Origin of the sequence: Saccharopolyspora antimicrobica (assembly GCF_003635025.1) — a bacterium.
In the GTDB taxonomy this organism is placed as follows: Bacteria; Actinomycetota; Actinomycetes; order Mycobacteriales; family Pseudonocardiaceae; genus Saccharopolyspora; species Saccharopolyspora antimicrobica.
Genome location: NZ_RBXX01000002.1, coordinates 4,698,328 through 4,713,923, shown reverse-complemented (window position 1 = coordinate 4,713,923; position 15,596 = coordinate 4,698,328). Strand labels below are relative to the sequence as shown.

The 15,596-nt window shown below is 70.2% G+C and carries 16 protein-coding genes; 7 read left to right on the top strand and 9 right to left on the bottom strand.

Going from position 1 to position 15,596, the window contains the following annotated elements; genetic code table 11:
- Positions 1-341: 341 nt before the first annotated feature.
- Together ATL45_RS22855 and ATL45_RS22850 are read left to right on the top strand one after the other, a co-directional pair.
- Complete coding sequence (locus ATL45_RS22855) at positions 342-1,118, top strand: DddA-like double-stranded DNA deaminase toxin (RefSeq protein WP_170210319.1); 777 nt, start codon at positions 342-344, stop codon at positions 1,116-1,118.
- Positions 1,115-1,549, top strand: a complete 435-nt coding sequence (locus ATL45_RS22850; protein ID WP_170210318.1) for an Imm1 family immunity protein — start codon at positions 1,115-1,117, stop codon at positions 1,547-1,549. Before ATL45_RS22855 ends, ATL45_RS22850 begins: the two co-directional genes overlap by 4 nt.
- 312 nt (positions 1,550-1,861) lie before the next feature.
- Here ATL45_RS22850 and ATL45_RS22845 read toward each other — a convergent pair whose 3' ends face one another.
- Genes ATL45_RS22845 through ATL45_RS22835 form a run of 3 tightly spaced genes read right to left on the bottom strand, consistent with a single transcriptional unit; the run spans position 1,862 to position 2,633 of the window.
- Positions 1,862-2,182, bottom strand: coding sequence for a hypothetical protein (locus tag ATL45_RS22845; RefSeq protein WP_093148383.1), 321 nt, complete (start codon positions 2,180-2,182; stop codon positions 1,862-1,864).
- Positions 2,179-2,394 carry a hypothetical protein gene (locus tag ATL45_RS22840; RefSeq protein ID WP_093148380.1) on the bottom strand — a complete coding sequence of 72 codons (216 nt, stop codon included), beginning with the start codon at positions 2,392-2,394 and terminating at the stop codon, positions 2,179-2,181. Before ATL45_RS22840 ends, ATL45_RS22845 begins: the two co-directional genes overlap by 4 nt.
- Positions 2,391-2,633: an HC3 family zinc finger protein gene (locus ATL45_RS22835; RefSeq protein WP_093148377.1), complete on the bottom strand. Its 243-nt coding sequence runs from the start codon at positions 2,631-2,633 to the stop codon at positions 2,391-2,393. Before ATL45_RS22835 ends, ATL45_RS22840 begins: the two co-directional genes overlap by 4 nt.
- Positions 2,634-2,770: 137 nt before the next feature.
- Between ATL45_RS22835 and ATL45_RS22830 the strand changes: the two genes are divergently transcribed.
- Both ATL45_RS22830 and ATL45_RS22825 read left to right on the top strand, forming a co-directional pair.
- A complete protein-coding gene (locus ATL45_RS22830; protein WP_093149687.1) occupies positions 2,771-3,625 on the top strand; it encodes a helix-turn-helix domain-containing protein in 855 nt (284 codons plus the stop codon).
- Positions 3,622-3,822, top strand: coding sequence for a DUF397 domain-containing protein (locus ATL45_RS22825; protein ID WP_093148373.1), 201 nt, complete (start codon positions 3,622-3,624; stop codon positions 3,820-3,822). Before ATL45_RS22830 ends, ATL45_RS22825 begins: the two co-directional genes overlap by 4 nt.
- A 75-nt stretch (positions 3,823-3,897) precedes the next feature.
- Here ATL45_RS22825 and ATL45_RS22820 read toward each other — a convergent pair whose 3' ends face one another.
- From ATL45_RS22820 to ATL45_RS22810, 3 genes are all read right to left on the bottom strand, one after another.
- Positions 3,898-6,042: a putative bifunctional diguanylate cyclase/phosphodiesterase gene (locus tag ATL45_RS22820; RefSeq protein WP_093148370.1), complete on the bottom strand. Its 2,145-nt coding sequence runs from the start codon at positions 6,040-6,042 to the stop codon at positions 3,898-3,900.
- A 93-nt stretch (positions 6,043-6,135) separates the two neighbouring features.
- Complete coding sequence (locus ATL45_RS22815; RefSeq protein ID WP_093149683.1) at positions 6,136-6,945, bottom strand: SAM-dependent methyltransferase; 810 nt, start codon at positions 6,943-6,945, stop codon at positions 6,136-6,138.
- A 196-nt stretch (positions 6,946-7,141) separates the two neighbouring features.
- A complete protein-coding gene (locus ATL45_RS22810; RefSeq protein ID WP_093148367.1) occupies positions 7,142-7,840 on the bottom strand; it encodes a DJ-1/PfpI family protein in 699 nt (232 codons plus the stop codon).
- Between the two features lie 71 nt (positions 7,841-7,911).
- Here ATL45_RS22810 and ATL45_RS22805 point away from each other — a divergent pair, with 71 nt between their 5' ends.
- Positions 7,912-8,865, top strand: coding sequence for a GlxA family transcriptional regulator (locus ATL45_RS22805; protein WP_093149681.1), 954 nt, complete (start codon positions 7,912-7,914; stop codon positions 8,863-8,865).
- A gap of 126 nt (positions 8,866-8,991) precedes the next feature.
- On the opposite strand, the gene ATL45_RS22800 is transcribed toward ATL45_RS22805, so the two are convergent.
- From ATL45_RS22800 to ATL45_RS22790, 3 genes are all read right to left on the bottom strand, one after another.
- On the bottom strand, positions 8,992-9,894 hold the full coding sequence (locus ATL45_RS22800; RefSeq protein ID WP_093148364.1) for an oxidoreductase: 903 nt from the start codon (positions 9,892-9,894) through the stop codon (positions 8,992-8,994).
- A 46-nt stretch (positions 9,895-9,940) separates the two neighbouring features.
- On the bottom strand, positions 9,941-10,648 hold the full coding sequence (locus ATL45_RS22795) for a M50 family metallopeptidase (protein ID WP_093148361.1): 708 nt from the start codon (positions 10,646-10,648) through the stop codon (positions 9,941-9,943).
- Positions 10,649-10,924: 276 nt separating this feature from the next.
- Positions 10,925-11,902, bottom strand: coding sequence for a LacI family DNA-binding transcriptional regulator (locus tag ATL45_RS22790; RefSeq protein WP_093148359.1), 978 nt, complete (start codon positions 11,900-11,902; stop codon positions 10,925-10,927).
- 172 nt (positions 11,903-12,074) lie between these two features.
- Between ATL45_RS22790 and ATL45_RS22785 the strand changes: the two genes are divergently transcribed.
- Together ATL45_RS22785 and ATL45_RS40165 are read left to right on the top strand one after the other, a co-directional pair.
- A complete protein-coding gene (locus tag ATL45_RS22785; RefSeq protein WP_093149678.1) occupies positions 12,075-13,586 on the top strand; it encodes a sugar ABC transporter ATP-binding protein in 1,512 nt (503 codons plus the stop codon).
- A complete protein-coding gene (locus tag ATL45_RS40165) occupies positions 13,579-15,519 on the top strand; it encodes an ABC transporter permease/substrate-binding protein (RefSeq protein WP_093148356.1) in 1,941 nt (646 codons plus the stop codon). The genes ATL45_RS22785 and ATL45_RS40165 overlap by 8 nt, the downstream gene beginning before the upstream one ends.
- Positions 15,520-15,596 lie beyond the last annotated feature (77 nt).

The following is a 15,596-nucleotide window of genomic DNA, read 5'->3' as shown; positions in this document are numbered from 1 at the left end:
TGAGTCCGGCCACGTCCGCTGACCCATCGGCCGGTGTCATCAGCCTGGAACAGCACGGTGACGACGACCTGCGTCTACGCCAGGATCTCACTTTCCCTTGAATCACAACCGATTTGCATCCACACCACCAGCGTCAACCCTTCCCGCAGGAAGGCGTCAACGTAACTCTGCTCGCACTAATCGGCGAGAATCCGGTGCAGATGAAGCAAAATCACCCGCGCGCCCGGTGCTTGCCAGCGACACCACCCGAATGGTCCTGCACAGCGTTGTGCGAACCTGTTCCGCTGCTCGCTAGCCTTATCCGCCAACGACCGTTACCACGACATGATCGGGGTGCACGGATGTCGGTAGAGGATGTCGACCGGGAGTTGGTAACAGCCGTCGGCAAGCTCGACGCGACGACAGAGAGAATCAATGCCGCACTCGATGCGTGGAAGGAGAGCCACGACACGCTCGGCCGGGCGCTGGACGGGGCTGCCAACCCGGAAGTCGTCGACGTGCTCGACCTGCAGGAGGCAGCGGCCGACCAACTCGACGAGGCACGCGCCGCAGTGGCGTTGATTCGCGATCGGATCAGCCGGTACCGGGCAAGCATTGGCGCAGGTGCGAGTTCCGACGGCAAGAGCAAGCCGCCGGGACAGGAACGTCTGGCCTCGCCGAGACGCCCGTCGAACGCCGTCGGCGTCGACGGTACCGAGTACCCACCCGAAGCCGCTTGGGCGGTACCGGAGCTCCCGCCGCGAGTGCAGCAGAAAGGGGACCACACCGTCGGCAAGGTCAAGATCGGCAACAGGCCGATCCCCGGCGCGTTCCGGTCTGATCAGGGCGACGTGTGGGTCCAGGAGGCGCAGAAGCGGATCAAGGAGCTCGGCATCCGGGCGTGGCCTTACGTGCCCTTCCACGTCGAGATGCGGGCCGCTGCGATGATGGTACGCAGCCGCGTGACCTCGTCCGAGGTCGTGATCAACAACGTGCCGTGCGGGTACCAGAACCAGCCACCAGGATGTCACCAGGTGTTGGAACCATTCCTCCCGGAAGGCTCGCAGATGACCGTCAGCGGCACGGACCGCAAGGGGCGCCCTTACCGACGCACCTACCACGGGAAGGCGAAGCGATGACGCTCACGATGGAACTCGACGACCAGACCCCGCTCGACGCGACCGACGTCCGGGCTGCGCTGGTCGCCCAGAGGGCCGACGCGCGGGTGATCGTGCACCTAAAGCACGACAACGGTAACGAACTCCTTGTTGGTTTCCGGGGCGATCGGGGGGTGTGCCTGTGGCAGCCCGACGAGGGCGACGGCGAGGTCACGACCGGTGGGTCCAACGAGGAGGTGATGGTCTACGGGTGGGCAGGGGTTCCGTTCCCGCCCGGGTCGGAGATCGACGGTGACACCGTGATCGACGCGGCGGAGGAATTCGCTACGACCGGGGCACGCCCGACCTGCGTCACGTGGACGGACTATCACGGCGCGATGCCGCTCGAAGGCTCAACGATCACGCCGGAAGAACTGCAAGCGCTACTCCGCGAGACCGACGGCGAACGCTGACTGGCACTTCCGGACACGCCGAGAACACACGCACAATCCAGCAAGAATCCTGTTCTCCTGAAGCAAAATCACGCCTGTGCGGGTTTTCGGCGTGCCCCGGTGGCGATCGGGGTTCGGCACCGGGGCACGCTTTCTCGGGCCCGCCGCGTCGGTTGCGACGTTGGGCGGGGTGGATGGCCGGGCGGCGTCGGGGGGTTCGCTCGCCCGGCCATCGGTGTGCCTGGCCGCCGGGGAGGTGTCGGCGCAGGCACGTGGGTACGGCGGGGACGCCGGCCTGGGAGGGGTTTTCGGCCACAGCGCCCCCGCCGAGCTCTACGACTGCTGCAGTTCCGCGTGAACGCGGCGCAGGGTCCACGGGTGGCGGGCCATGAGGTCGGGGTGGCCGAACAGCAATCCGGTCTCGGCTCGTGGCAGCAGGCGCGTTTCCAGGTCGTCGGCCAGGTCTCCGCGGATCACGACCGGTTCCCGGAGTCGATGCCGACCACCGGGATCGTCTTCCGCATCGGCCTGGTCGAGCAGCTGCTGCACGGTCAGCGCGCCCGCACCGGATCCGGCATGCTTGCCGAACTCACCGAACTGCCGCGCCGCCAACCAACCGGCGAGCACCGCTGCGGCGATCAACACGGTGATCATCTGCTAGCCCTTTCTCCATCGACGACGCGCGGTGGCACATAGGTCGCGCTCCGGTCCCGCAGCAGCTCGGCGAGCTCGTCCAGCAACCGAGCGGCCTCGGTGTACTGCTCATCTCGAACGGTCCGTTCGCGCACGTCATTGGCCAGGTCTTCCAACACGGCCGATGCGCGCACCAGAAACTCGGGAAGTGGCGTCAGCAGCGGATTCCTCATTCCGCGCCCACCTTCGGCGGAAGCCCGGCGAGCACCCGAGCCGCCGCGTTGCAGTCGGCACAAGTGGCCCACAGCCAAGCCAACTCGCTGACGTCCGCCTCAACGGTGCGCTCGCACAACGTCGTGACGTCGGCGCCAGACGAATAGACCGACGCGCCCAGCGGATGCGGATCAGCACTCGCATGCCGCTGACCATCAGCAGGGACCCAGTGGAACGGATGGGGCTGATAGGTAGGCATAACTCCCCTTAGTAGGTTGAGTCACGGTCGCCACTTGGTGACAAGGTGACGCTAGCGTGTCACCGCTGTCACATAAGGCTCAATGCCCTGATCGGCGGACGAACAAGCCCCGATTGAGGTCACCTATGCTTTGGTGCATGGCTGTCACCAACGGCACCACTCCCAAGGCGCGCGCACTCGGGATGCGTCTACGCGAAGCGCGCAAAGCCGCTGGCCTCACCGTGCGTGCCCTGGCCGCCCAGCTGGAGATGTCGCACAGCGCCATTTCGCGATGGGAAGGCGGAAGCCGCAGCCCTGACACCGAGGACGTCGCCTCCTACCTGACCGCCGTTGGCGTCAGCGGCCAGGAACGCACTGAGCTGCTAGAACTGGCTCGCGGGACCAACGCTCCGCACTGGCTGTCCGTGCAGTCTGGTGACCGCGATCGACAAATGGCCGCACTACTCGATTTTGAACGCGCCGCCGCTATGATCACCGATGTTGCTCCAATGGTGATTCCAGGCCTTCTGCAGACCGCCGACTACACACGCGCGATCATGGTCGCCGGTGAAGTCTCGCCTACCGAGATCGAGACTCGCGTGCTGGTACGAGTTGGCCGCCGCGAAGTCATCACTCGCCGCAATCCCGCAAACCTGCTCGCACTGGTCGACGAAACCGTCATCCGTAGAGACATCGGCGGACATGACGTCCTGATCGACCAGCTTCGGCACCTGCTAGATGCCTCCGAGCGGCCCAACATCAGGCTTCAAGTCATACCGGCCGGTTGCGGTTGGCACCCTGGTTTGGACGGTCCGTTCATGGTGATCGAGTCAGCGGATGGACCACCGATCGTCCATCTCGAGAATCGACGGGCTGGGTTGTTCTTCCACGAACCGGATGATGTGAAGGCATACCAGCTCGCCGCGGAGAAGATCAGGAAATTGGCTTTGAGCCCGACAGCGTCCGCTGAGCTCATCGCCGGTGTCATCAGCGAACTGGAGACGACGCAATGACCACACCGCACACCCCTAGCGGATGGCGAAAGTCCAGCTACAGCGGCACGGAGACCAACTGCGTCGAGGTCGGCCGCATCAGTGACGGCGCCGCGGTACGCGACACGAAGAACCGCGACGCCGGTTACTTAGCCACGACCCTCTGCCAGTGGTCGAGCTTCATCGGTGCCGTCAAGGCTGACCGGTTCGGCGGCTGAGCGGGTTGGGTCCGTGAGCGTTTTGGGGTGTTATAGCGCCCCAAAACGCTCACGGGCAACGATCTCGACTGAGCGTCAGTTATCGCTGAGGAAGTCCGAGACGTCGAAGGAGCACAGGGGGCCGCCGAAGCGGGGGCCTGATGCCACCTCGCAGCCGATTTCGCGCCAGGACTCGGCTTGCTGCTCCGACTCCACGCCGCCGACCCACAGCTGCGCGCCGCAGGCTCGGGTCAGCGGGACCAGGCTGCGGATCGCCTGCACTTCCGGGAGGTCCGGCGATTCCGAGTTGTGCAGTATCGAGACCAGCTCGTCGGCCAGGCGCACCGCGTCCACCGGGAGCTCGCGCAGCAGCCGCAGTTCTTCCGGTGAGCCCTGGAAGTCGTGCAGCGAGGTCTTTATCCCGCGGCTGCTGAGGAACCGGATGTTGTCCCGGGTCTCCTCGTTGTCGCCGCTGATCGCCACCATCGGCAGGCACAGCCGCAGCCAGCCCGGGTCGACGTCGCCGGTGTCGAGGACGCGGTGGATCACCGCGGCGAGATCGGGGTCCTGGCCCTGGTTCGGGCTCAGCGCCACGTTCAGCTGCACCCGGTGCCCGTCCGCGTGCCACTCGCGCAGCTGGTCCCAGGCGGTGGCCACCATCCAGTCGCGCAGGGACAGCGTCACGCCGGAGCGCTCCGCCAGGCGCAGGCACTCCTCGTGCTCCAGCGTGCCGTTCTCGCTGGTGTCCCAGCGAAGTCCCGCTTCCAGCGCGATCACGCCGGTGCCGTCGAGGCTCACCAGCGGGCGGTAGACCACGTCGAACTCGCCCTGTTCCAGGCCGCCCGGCATCACTGCGGCCAGTTTGGACTCTATGCGCTCCTCCGGCGCCCGGTCCGGGTCGAACAGCGCCCACTGCCGCTTGCCCGCCGCTTCCGCGCGCCGCAGCGCGACGTCGGCGGCCCACAGCATGTTCGACGCTTCCGCCTCGGCCACCTGCCGCTGCACCACGCCGACGCTCGCCGATGCCGCGATGCCCTGGTCGCCGACGTAGACGGGCTCGGCGAGCAGGTCGTTGATCATCTTGACGACCTCGGGGACCTTCGGGGTCCTCTCCTGCTCCCACACCAGGATGGCGAACTCGGTGCCGCCGAAGCGCGCGACCAGCGCCTCCTCGTCCTCGACCAGCTGCTCCAGCCGTCGCGCCACCGTCTTGATCACCAGGTCGCCGACCTCGTAGCCGAGGCCGTCGTTGATCAGCTCGAACCCGTCCAGGCCCAGGTGGTAGAGCGTCATCCGGGAATCGCGCGGGAAGTTGACCAGCGCGGTCTCCAGCCGGGTGAAGAAGTACTGCCGGTTGGGCAGCCCGGTCAGCACGTCGTGCAGCGCCTGGTAGCGGAACCGGGCCTGCAGCATGTGCAGCTCGGTGATGTCCTCGACCATCGTCACGAAGTGGCGGGGCGCGCCGTCCGAACCTCGCAGCACCGAAACCGCCAGGTACGCCCACGCTTCCTCGCCGTTGGCGCGCAGCAGGCGCTTGCGGTCGTTGAGGCGCTTGGCGCTGCCGCCCTCGGCCAGCTCGCCGTACGCGGCCGAGAGGTATTCGGCGTCGTCGGGGTGGAACAGGTCGTGGATCGTCATCGACGTCAGGGCCTGCTCCTGGTAGCCCAGCGTGTGCTCCCACGCCGGGTTGACCTGGACGAACCTGCCCTTCAGGTCGCTGATCGCGACCCCGATCGGCGTCGTGGTGAACACCTCGCCGAAGCGCGCCTCGCTGGCCGCCAGCTCGCGGTCGGCCTTGAGCTTCGAGCGCAGCAGCGCCCGCTTCAGCGTCTCCTGCTGCACGAACGTGCTCTCGCGGTCCGCGGCGGCGTAGCCGGCCGCGATCGCGGCGACCAGCTCCAGCATCCGGTGCACGTCGTCGACGCCGAACCGCTGCACCAGCGCGTCGCGGAGCAGGTCCAGGCTCAGCGGCAGGCTGCTCTCTCCGGTGGCGTGCATCTCCACCAGCCGGGTGCCGACCTCGCGGCCGGTCTCCTCCAGGACCGACGGGTCGTCCAGCGCCGCCACGACGCGCTCGACCAGGTCCTCCAGCGTCTGCTCGACGGTCGCGCGGGCCAGCGGGATGTAGGAGGCGGTGCTCAGCTCCGCGGCCCAGCGCCGGGCCACCTCGGCCCGCCAGTCGGCATCGCGCCGCTGGGGAACCAGCACGCTCGGCGGCTCGTCCGCCGTTTGCTCGCTCATCTCACCCGTCCAGCAACGTCCGTCGGGCGTTCGCCCCCGGTCACACCTTTCCCGACATCTTCGTGGAACCGGCTCGCACCCCCCGCGACCGCCTCATGGCTTGCGTCCCACCCCCGCGTAGATCTGCGAGCCACCGGGCTCGTCGGCGGCCTGCTCCGGCCGGTCCGGCCGCCACAGAGCGGTGCCGACCACACCCGGTTCCACCAGGTCGAAACCGGTGAACAGCTCGGTGACCTCGGCGTGCGTGCGGGTGTGGATCGGATCGGCGCTGCGCCGCATCACCTCGACCACGCCCGCCATCTCCTCGGGGCTGATGTCGGCGGTGAAGTGCGAGAGCGCCAGGTAGCTGCCGGGAGCCAGCGCGTCGCGGTAGCCGGCGATGATGGCCGGTGCGTCGGCCTCGTGCCGCACGAAGTGGAAGACCCCGGCCATGATCAGCCCGATCGGCTGGTCGAAGTCCAGCAGCCGCCGGGTCTCCGGGTGCTGCAGGATCGCCGCCGGCTCGACGAGGTCGGCTTGCAGGATGGTGGCGTTCTCGTTGCCCTCCAGCAGCAGCTGGCTGTGCGCCACGGCGACCGATTCGTAGTCCACGTAGACCACGCGCGCCTGCGGATCGGCGGCCTGGGCGATCTCGTGCACGTTGCCGACCGTCGGGATTCCCGAGCCGATGTCGAGGAACTGCCGCACGCCCTGCTCCGCCATGAAGACCACGGCGCGGCGCAGGAAAGCGCGGTTGAGCCGCGCCACGTCGCGCGCGCTGGGCAGCGCGGTCAGGAACCTCTCGGCCAGCGCGCGGTCCGCGGCGAAGTTGTGCGCACCGCCGAGCAGGTAGTCGTAGAGCCGCGCCGCGCTGGGGACTTCTTCGTCGACACCCTCGGGCACCCACTTCGCCAGTTCGGTCACGTCCACCTCGCATTCGCACCGTTGCGTGGCGACCAGACTACTGGGTGACACCACCCTGACCCGCAAGGCGTAGTGCCGATGCAAGATCGGTATCGATCGAGGCGGCCGTTCAGCCCACCGGGCTATCGCCGCTACGCAGATCGGCGAGACCGCCGGTCCCGCCCGCTCACTGGCTCGGGCGGGACCGGCTTTTCGCTCAACGCCGCCAGACGGTGCCCCGGCGCTCGTACTCCATGACCGTCTCCACGCTCAGCGCCACCTGCGCGCCGAAGTTCCGCTCCAGCAGCCAGAGCGCCAGGTCCAGCCCGGAGGTGATGCCGCCGGAGGTCACCAGGTCTCCGTCGTCGACGACCCGGCCGGGCATGATCCGGCCGCCCTGCCGCGCGAGTTCCTCCTGCACCAGGTGGTGGGTCGTGCACGGTCGGCCGCGGGTGATCCCGGCCGCCGAGAGCAGCATCGCGCCGGTGCACACCGAGGCGAACACCAGTCCCGGTCGCCGCGCCTCGCGCAGCGCGGCCGGGAGGTGACCTCGCTCGATCTCCTGAGGTACCCCGGGCGTGCCGTCGGGCATCCCGTAGCCGCCACCGGCGACCACGACGAGATCGGCCTCGTCCGGCGCCCAGCCGGCGGCCTCGATGCGGGTGCCGAACGCGGAGGTGATGGTGCCGGGCCCGGCACCGGTGACCAGCCTGGTCTCGATGCGGACCCCGGTGTGCGCGGCGTGCTGGAAGACCTCGTTGGGCGCGATGAAGTCCAGGTCGTCGGCGCCGTCGAAGACCAGCAGGTGCACGCGGAACGGCTTGCGCCGCAACGGTTCGGCCTGCGCGGTGGCGGCCGGGACGGCGGCGGCCGCGGTGACGGCCGCACCGGTCAGGAGGAGTGATCGTCTGTCCATGACGTCGATGCTGATCTCCGCCGCCGGAGCGCGACAGCTCCGGAAAGGACGTTCTCCGTATGCTTCTGGCCATGCACGTGGTGGGCGTGGCCGCCGTCGACGGCGTGGTGGGTTTCGACCTGGCCACGGTGTGCCAGGTCTTCGCGGCGGCCCGGCCGCCCGGTCGGGACAGCCCCTACGAGGTGCGGGTCTGCGGCGCGCCCGGGGCCCGGGTGACCGCGGTGGGCGCCGACTGCTTCCAGCTCACCGCACCGTTCGCGCTCGCCGAGCTCGCCGCGGCCGACACGATCCTGGTGCCCGGCGTGCAGGACTGGACCCGGCCGTGGCCGCCGGAGGTGCTGGAGCTGCTGACCGAAGCCGCGGCGCGCGGCACCCGGATCGCGTCGATCTGCACCGGCGCGTTCGTGCTCGCCGCGGCGGGACTGCTGGACGGCGCGCGGGCCACCACGCACTGGAACGCCGCCGGGCACCTGGCCGAGACCTATCCGCAGGTCGAGGTCGACCCGTCGGTGCTGTTCGTCGACAACGGGCAGGTGCTCACCTCGGCCGGTGTCTGCGCCGGGTTGGACCTGTGCCTGCACCTGGTCCGCCGGGACCACGGTTCCGCCCTGGCCGCCCGCGCGGCCCGGCTGATCGTGATGCCGGCGTTCCGCGAGGGCGGGCAGGCGCAGTTCATCTCCTACGAGCTCCCGAGCGGAAGCCTCCGCCCGACGATGGACTGGATGCGCGCCAACCTGCACCGGGATCTGCCGCTGGCCGAGATCGCCCGGCGGGCGAGCATGAGCGTGCGCACCCTGAACCGCCGCTTCCGCGACCTCACCGGTACGACGCCGCTGCAGTGGCTGGTCCTGGCGCGGGTGCACCGCGCGCAGGAACTCCTGGAGACCACGGACCTCCCGGTCGAGGAGGTCGCCGACCGCTCCGGTTTCGGCTCCGCGGCGACCCTGCGCCGCCACTTCGCCGACCGGGTCGACACCACGCCGACCGCCTACCGCACCGCGTTCCGCGGACGGTCGGCGCGCTGAACAGGTCCGCAGCTGCTGGCGACCAGCGCTGCGGTTCCGCAGATGGCAGCCGTGAGTGTTTTCTGATGCTATGACCGCCTAAAGTACTCACGGCACCTGAACAGCGGAAACGGAGCGCGGTGTGCCTCAGTGCGCTTCTTCGAGGGTTTCACCTTCGGCGACCAGCGCATTCAGCGCCGTGATGTCGGCTTCGGAGAGTTCGACGTCGACCGCCGCGGTGTTCTCCTCCAGGTGCTCCGGCGAGGAGGTACCCGGGATCAGCAGGATGTTCTCGGCACGGCGCAGCAGCCAGGCCAGCGAGATCTGCGCCTGGGTCGCGCCGTGGCGCTCGGCGATCCCGCGCAGCACGTCGTCCTCGCGCGCCCGGCTCTCGGCGAAACCGGAGCCCAGCGGGAAGAACGGGACGAACGCCGCACCGGATTCGGCGGTCTTCGCCAGCAGGTCCGCCGCCGTGCGGTTGACCACGTTGTAGAGGTTCTGCACCGCGGCGATCTCGGTGTGCCGCTTCGCTTCCTCGTACTGCTCGACGGACACGTTGGACAGTCCGATGGCGCGCACCAGGCCCTGCTCGCGCAGCTCCGCCAGCGCACCGAGCTGGTCGGCCAGCGCGATCCCGCGGTCCACCGTGTGCCGCAGGTAGACCAGGTCCAGCGCTTCCAGGCGCAGCCGGCGCAGGTTGTCGTGCACCTGGGCGCGCAGGGCGTCCGGGTGGTTCAGCGGCAGCCACCCGCCCTCGTGGTCGCGGTAGGCGCCGATCTTGGTGGCGAGCACGAGGTCGTCGGCGTAGGGGTGCAGCGCCTCGGCGATCAGCTCGTTGACCACCCACGGGCCGTAGAAGTCGCTGGTGTCGATGTGGTCGATGCCCAGTTCCGCGGCGCGCCGCAGCACCCGGATCGCCCGGTCGCGGTCGGCGGGCGGGCCGAACACCCCGGGGCCGGACAGCTGCATCGCGCCGAATCCGACCCGGCTGACCTGGCGGTCCGCGGTCAACTGGAACACGCCGCCCAGGGCGTTGGAAGCACTCGTCACGCCGAGATGCTGCTAGAAAACGCCAGCTCCGGCAAGGAGCGCAACCTCACACCTGCGGCATCAGCAGCAGCCAGGTTCCGCCCAGCACGAGGGTGACGAGACCGAGCAGGAACCAGAGCACCAGCCACAGCCCGGCGGGCACTCCCGTCATGCGGGCGAGCTGGTCGGCGTCGGAGTTGGCGGCCCGGCCGCGCGAGCGCTTGCGGCTCAGCTCGGAGATCGGCCGCAGCCCGCCGATGAGCAGGAACCAGCTCAGCAGGGCGCAGCACAGCGCCTGCCAGGCCGGGGTGGCGAACCAGGACACCGCGAACAGCGCGCCGCCGGTCACCAGGATCGACAGCACGCCGTAGGCGTTGCGGATCGCGATCAGCATGGCCGCCAGCAGCGCGATGCAGCCCCACAGCATCACGTGCGCCAGGTCGACGGTGACCAGCCACGCGCCGCCCAGCCCGAGCAGGGAGACCGCCGGGTATCCGGCGAACAGGGTGAGGACCATGCCCGGCCCGGTCGCCTTGCCGGTCGACACGGTGAGCCCGGAGGTGTCGGAGTGCAGCCGGATGCCGTTGAGCTTGCGCCCGCTGAGCAGCGCGACCACCGCGTGCCCGCCCTCGTGCGCGATGGTCACGACGTTGCGCAGCGGCAGCCAGGTGGTCCGGTTGAGCACCAGGACCAGGGAGACCAGACCGGCGATGAGGGCGGCGGCGTTGCCCGAGTCGAGCAGCTGCGCGGACCACTCCCGCACTAATTCGTCCACAGTAGACACCTGGGTTCGGGGTTGGGATCGCGGCCCAGCCTAGCCGAAGCACCCGGCCGCTCCGTCGGCCGCGACGCCCGCCCGATCCGCGCCTCCACCGTCCGGACACGCCGCAATTTCAATGGAAATCAGACATCCGATTTCCATTGAAATTGCACCAACCCCACCGGACGGAGCCGGTTGCCGATGCCCTCGGGGTGTCCGGTACGCGGCGCACCGACGTGCGGGTCCCATGGCACCGTTGCGATGACCTGCGGTTTTCTTTGAGATCACCGCTCAGGTGGAGGATCGGACGATGAGCTCCGGGGTGATCGCCGTGCTGCGGGGAGTCGCCGCGTCGTCGGCGAGGCGGGCGTCGAGGATGCGGACCGCTTCGGCCGCGATCTGCTCCTGCGGCTGGCGGACCGTCGTCAGGGCCGGGCGGGAGAGCTCCGCGTAGGGGATGTCGTCGAAGCCCGCGACCAGCACGTCCTGCGGCACCCGGACGTCGTTGCCCGCCAGCTCGCCGAGCACGCCCAGCGCGATCGTGTCGTTGCCGCAGACGATGCCGTCGGGCAGTTCACCGCGCTGCAGCAGCAGTTTCGCCGCCCGCTGGCCCCACTCCTTGCTGAAATCGCCCAGCAGCACGTCATCCCCGTCGCCCGCCGCGCGCCGGTAGCCGTCGAGGCGGGCCTGGGCCGCCGAGTCGGTCGGCTGCGCACCCACGAACACCAGGCGCTTCGCGCCGCGCTCGGTCAGGTGCCGCACCACCTGCCAGACGCCTGCCTCGTTGTCCACGCCGACCCAGCTGCTCGCGAAACCGTCCACCCGCAGGTCGAGCTGGATCACCGGGATGCGCGCCGCCGCCGTGGCCAGCACTTCGCCGCTGCGCTCGCGGTGGCACGGGATCAGGATCAGCGCGTCGACGCGGCGGTCCAGCAGCGCGCGCACCTGGCGCTGCTCGACCTCCGGATCGTAGTGCGAGTTGGCCAGCAGCAGGCTGCGCTGACCGTCGTGCAGCTGCTTCTCGATCGACTCGACGAGCGTGGCGAAGAACGGGTTGGCGATGCGGGGCACGACCATGCCGATGGTGTGCGTGGTGCGGCTGCGCAGCGAGGCCGCCACGACGTTGGGCTCGTAGTCGAGCTCGCGCGCCGCCGCGAGCACCTTGTCGCGGTTCTCCGCCCGCACGCCGCGCTGCCCGGACATCGCGCGCGACGCGGTCGCCACCGAGACCCCGGCCCGCGCCGCCACATCGTGGATCGTGACGCCCACGCCACCTCCTCCGCTCGCAGCCGGGGCGCACCGTCGCGCCACGACCGATCGGAGTGTAATCGGTTTCGCAACCATTGTGCCACTTGACAGCGGATCTCTCATGGTTCATCGTGGCCCAGCTACGGAAACCGATTACAGTTTCCGCGCTCAACGACGAGTGGAGCTGACGGTGATGGCCGACGACGGGCACCTGGAGCTGATCGGGGTCTCCAAGACCTACCCCGGTGTGCGCGCCCTGGACGCGGTGGACTTCGACCTGCGCCCCGGCGAGGTGCACGTGCTGCTCGGCGAGAACGGCGCGGGCAAGAGCACGCTGATCAAGATGATCGCCGGCGCGCACCGGCCGGACACCGGCGAGATCCGGGTGGACGGCCGCCCGGTGCGCTTCCACGGCCCCGAGGACGCCGAGCGGCTGGGCATCGCCACCATCCACCAGGAGATGGCGCTGGTCCCGCAGCTGACCGTGGCCGAGAACATCTACCTGGGCCGGCCGCCGCGCCGCTTCGGGGTGATCGACCGCCGCGAGATGCGCCGCCGGGCCGCCGAGCTGATCGAGCGGATGGGCCTCGACCTGCACGTGGACGCCGTGGTCGGCGAGCTCGGCGTCGCGCACCGGCAGCTGGTGGAGATCGCCAAGGCGCTCAGCCTGGACACCCGGTTCCTGATCATGGACGAGCCGACCGCGGTGCTCAGCCGCGCCGAGGTGGACCGGCTGTTCGGCATCGTCGGCGACCTCACCGCGCAGGACGTCGGCGTGGTGTTCATCTCCCACCTGCTCGGCGAGGTCGCCGAGATCGGCGACCGGGTCAGCGTGCTGCGCGACGGCGCCAAGGTGGCCGAGGTGCCTGCGGACACCGATCCGGACGAGCTGGTCCGGCTCATGGTCGGCCGCACCGTCGACCACCAGTACCCGCCGCGCGAGGCCGAGATCGGCGAGGTGCAACTGGAGGTCCGCGGGCTGACCAGCCACGGCGTGCTGGCCGACATCGGCTTCACCGCGCGGGCCGGCGAGGTGGTCGGCATCGGCGGCCTGGTCGGCGCGGGACGCACCGAACTGGTGCGTGCGCTGTTCGGCGCCGACGGCTACGACGAGGGCGAAGTGCTGGTCGGCGGGGAGCCGATCCCGTCCGGTGACATCGCCGCGGCGCGCGCCGCCGGGCTCGCGCTGGTCCCCGAGGACCGGGCCGGTCAGGGCCTGGTGCTGGGCGCGTCGGTGGCCGAGAACCTGGGCCTGGCAACGCTTTCCGACCGCACCCGCGCCGGTCTGGTCGACCTGGCCGGGCAGCGGCGCGCGGCCGCGGAGTCGGTGCAGCGGCTGCGGATCCGCACCGCCGGGCTGGACCAGCCCGCGCTGACCCTCTCCGGCGGCAACCAGCAGAAGATCGTCATCGGCAAGTGGCTGCTGGCCCAGCCGCGGGTGCTCATCCTCGACGAGCCCACCCGCGGCATCGATGTCGGCGCCCGCGCCGAGATCTACGAACTCATCAACGAACTCGCCCGCGCGGGCACCACGGTGCTCGTCGTCTCCAGCGACCTGCCCGAGCTGCTCGGCCTCAGCGACCGGGTGCTGGTGCTGGCCGACGGACGGCTGCGCGGCGAGCTGAACGGTGCCGAGGCGACCCAGGAGCGCGTGCTGGCGCTCGCCGTCTCGGCGGAGCACACCGGAGGAGAAAGCGATGCCTGACAACGAGGTCGGCACCACCCCGCGCTGGCGGGCCGCGCTCGGCCGCGCCGGCGGACCGCTCGGCGGGCTGGTCGTGCTGGTGGTCCTGCTGGCGCTGTTGTCACCGGACTTCCTGACCGCGAACAACCTGCTCAACGTGGGCGTGCAGGCGTCCGTGGTGGCGGTGCTGGCGTTCGGCATGACGTTCGTGATCGTCAGCGGCGGCATCGACCTGTCGGTGGGCAGCGTCGCCGGGCTGGCCGGGATCGTGACCGGCTGGGCGGTGACCTCGGCCGGGCTGCCGCTCTGGCTGGCCGTCCCGGTGGGCCTGGCCGCGGGTGCGCTGGCCGGGCTGGCCAGCGGTGTGCTGATCACCGCCGGGCGGGTTCCCCCGTTCATCGCGACGCTGGCGATGCTCAGCGTGGCGCGCGGCCTGGCGCTGGTCATCTCCGACGGCAGGCCGATCGGGGTGGACGGCTGGCTGACCGAGATCGGCAGCGGCGAGCTGTTCGGGGTGCTCCCCTACCCGGTGCTGGTGATGCTGGCGATCGGGCTGATCACGGCGTTCGTGCTGCGGCGCACCTACACCGGGCGCGCGATGTACGCGATCGGCGGCAACGCCGAGGCGGCGCGGCTCTCCGGCATCAAGGTCACCCGCCAGCGGCTGCTGATCTACGCGCTGTCCGGGCTGTTCGCCGCGGTGGCGGGCATCCTGCTCGCGGCGCGGCTGTCCTCGGCGCAGCCCGAGGCGGGCACCGGCTACGAGCTGGACGCGATCGCAGCGGTGGTGATCGGTGGCGCGAGCCTGGCCGGTGGTGTCGGGTCCGCGCTGGGCACCTTCGTCGGCGCGCTGATCCTCGCGGTGCTGCGCAACGGCCTGAACCTGCTGGACGTCTCGGCGTTCTGGCAGCAGGTCGTCATCGGTGCGGTGATCGCCGCGGCGGTGCTGTTCGACACCGTGCGCCAGCGTCGGCGCAGCGGGCGGCGCGGTCCCGGGCTGCTGCGCACCCCGGCGCTCCGCCGCGCGACGGCGGCGGTGACCGCGCTGCTGGTGGTGGCCGCGGGCTGGGCGGTCTACCAGCGGCAGAACGCCGCCGACGACGGGCGGCTGCAGATCGCGCTGTCGGTGTCCACTTTGAACAACCCGTTCTTCGTCGACCTGCGCGAGGGCGCGCAGGAGGAAGCCGACCGGCTCGGCGTCGACCTGCGCGTCACCGACGCCTCCGAGGACGCCTCGCAGCAGGCGAACGCGGTGCAGAACGCGATCGCGCAGAACGTGGACGCGATCGTGGTCAACCCGGTGGACTCCGACGCGGTGGTGCCCTCGGTGAAGGCGGCGAACGCGGCGGAGATCCCGGTCATCGGCGTGGACCGCGCTCCCAGCGACGGCATCGTGGTCACCACCGTCGCCTCCGACAACGTCGCCGGTGGCCGCCTGGCCGCGCAGCAGCTGGCGCAGCTGGTCGGTTCCGGTCCGGTGGCGGTGCTGGAGGGCCAGCCCGGCACGTCCGCGGCGCGGGAACGCGGCCAGGGCTTCACCGAGGAGATCCGCAACCACCCGGGCATCCAGGTGGTGGCCTCGCAGCCGGCGGACTTCGACCGCACCCGGGCGCTGGACGTCATGCAGAACATCGCGCAGGCGCACCCGGAGATCCGAGGTGTCTTCGCGGCCAACGACGAGATGGCGCTGGGCGCGATCACGGCGCTGGGCTCCCGCGCGGGCACCGACGTCAAGGTCGTCGGCTTCGACGGAACGCCGGAAGGCCTGGCGGCGGTCCAGGCGGGCACCGAGAGCGCCGACGTGGCCCAGCAGCCGAAGCTGCTCGGCAAGGCGGCGGTGGAGCAGGCGGTCCGCGCCGCCCGCGCCCACGACCTCGGCCCCGGCACTCCGACCAACATCCCGGTCCAGGTGGTCACCAGGGACACCGTGGAGGCCTTCCTCCGCGGCCAGTGATCCGCGGAAATCGCCGACGCGACCGATGCGGAATCGGTCGCGTCGGCGATGTGCCGGGGCGGTCGCTCGCCCGAAGC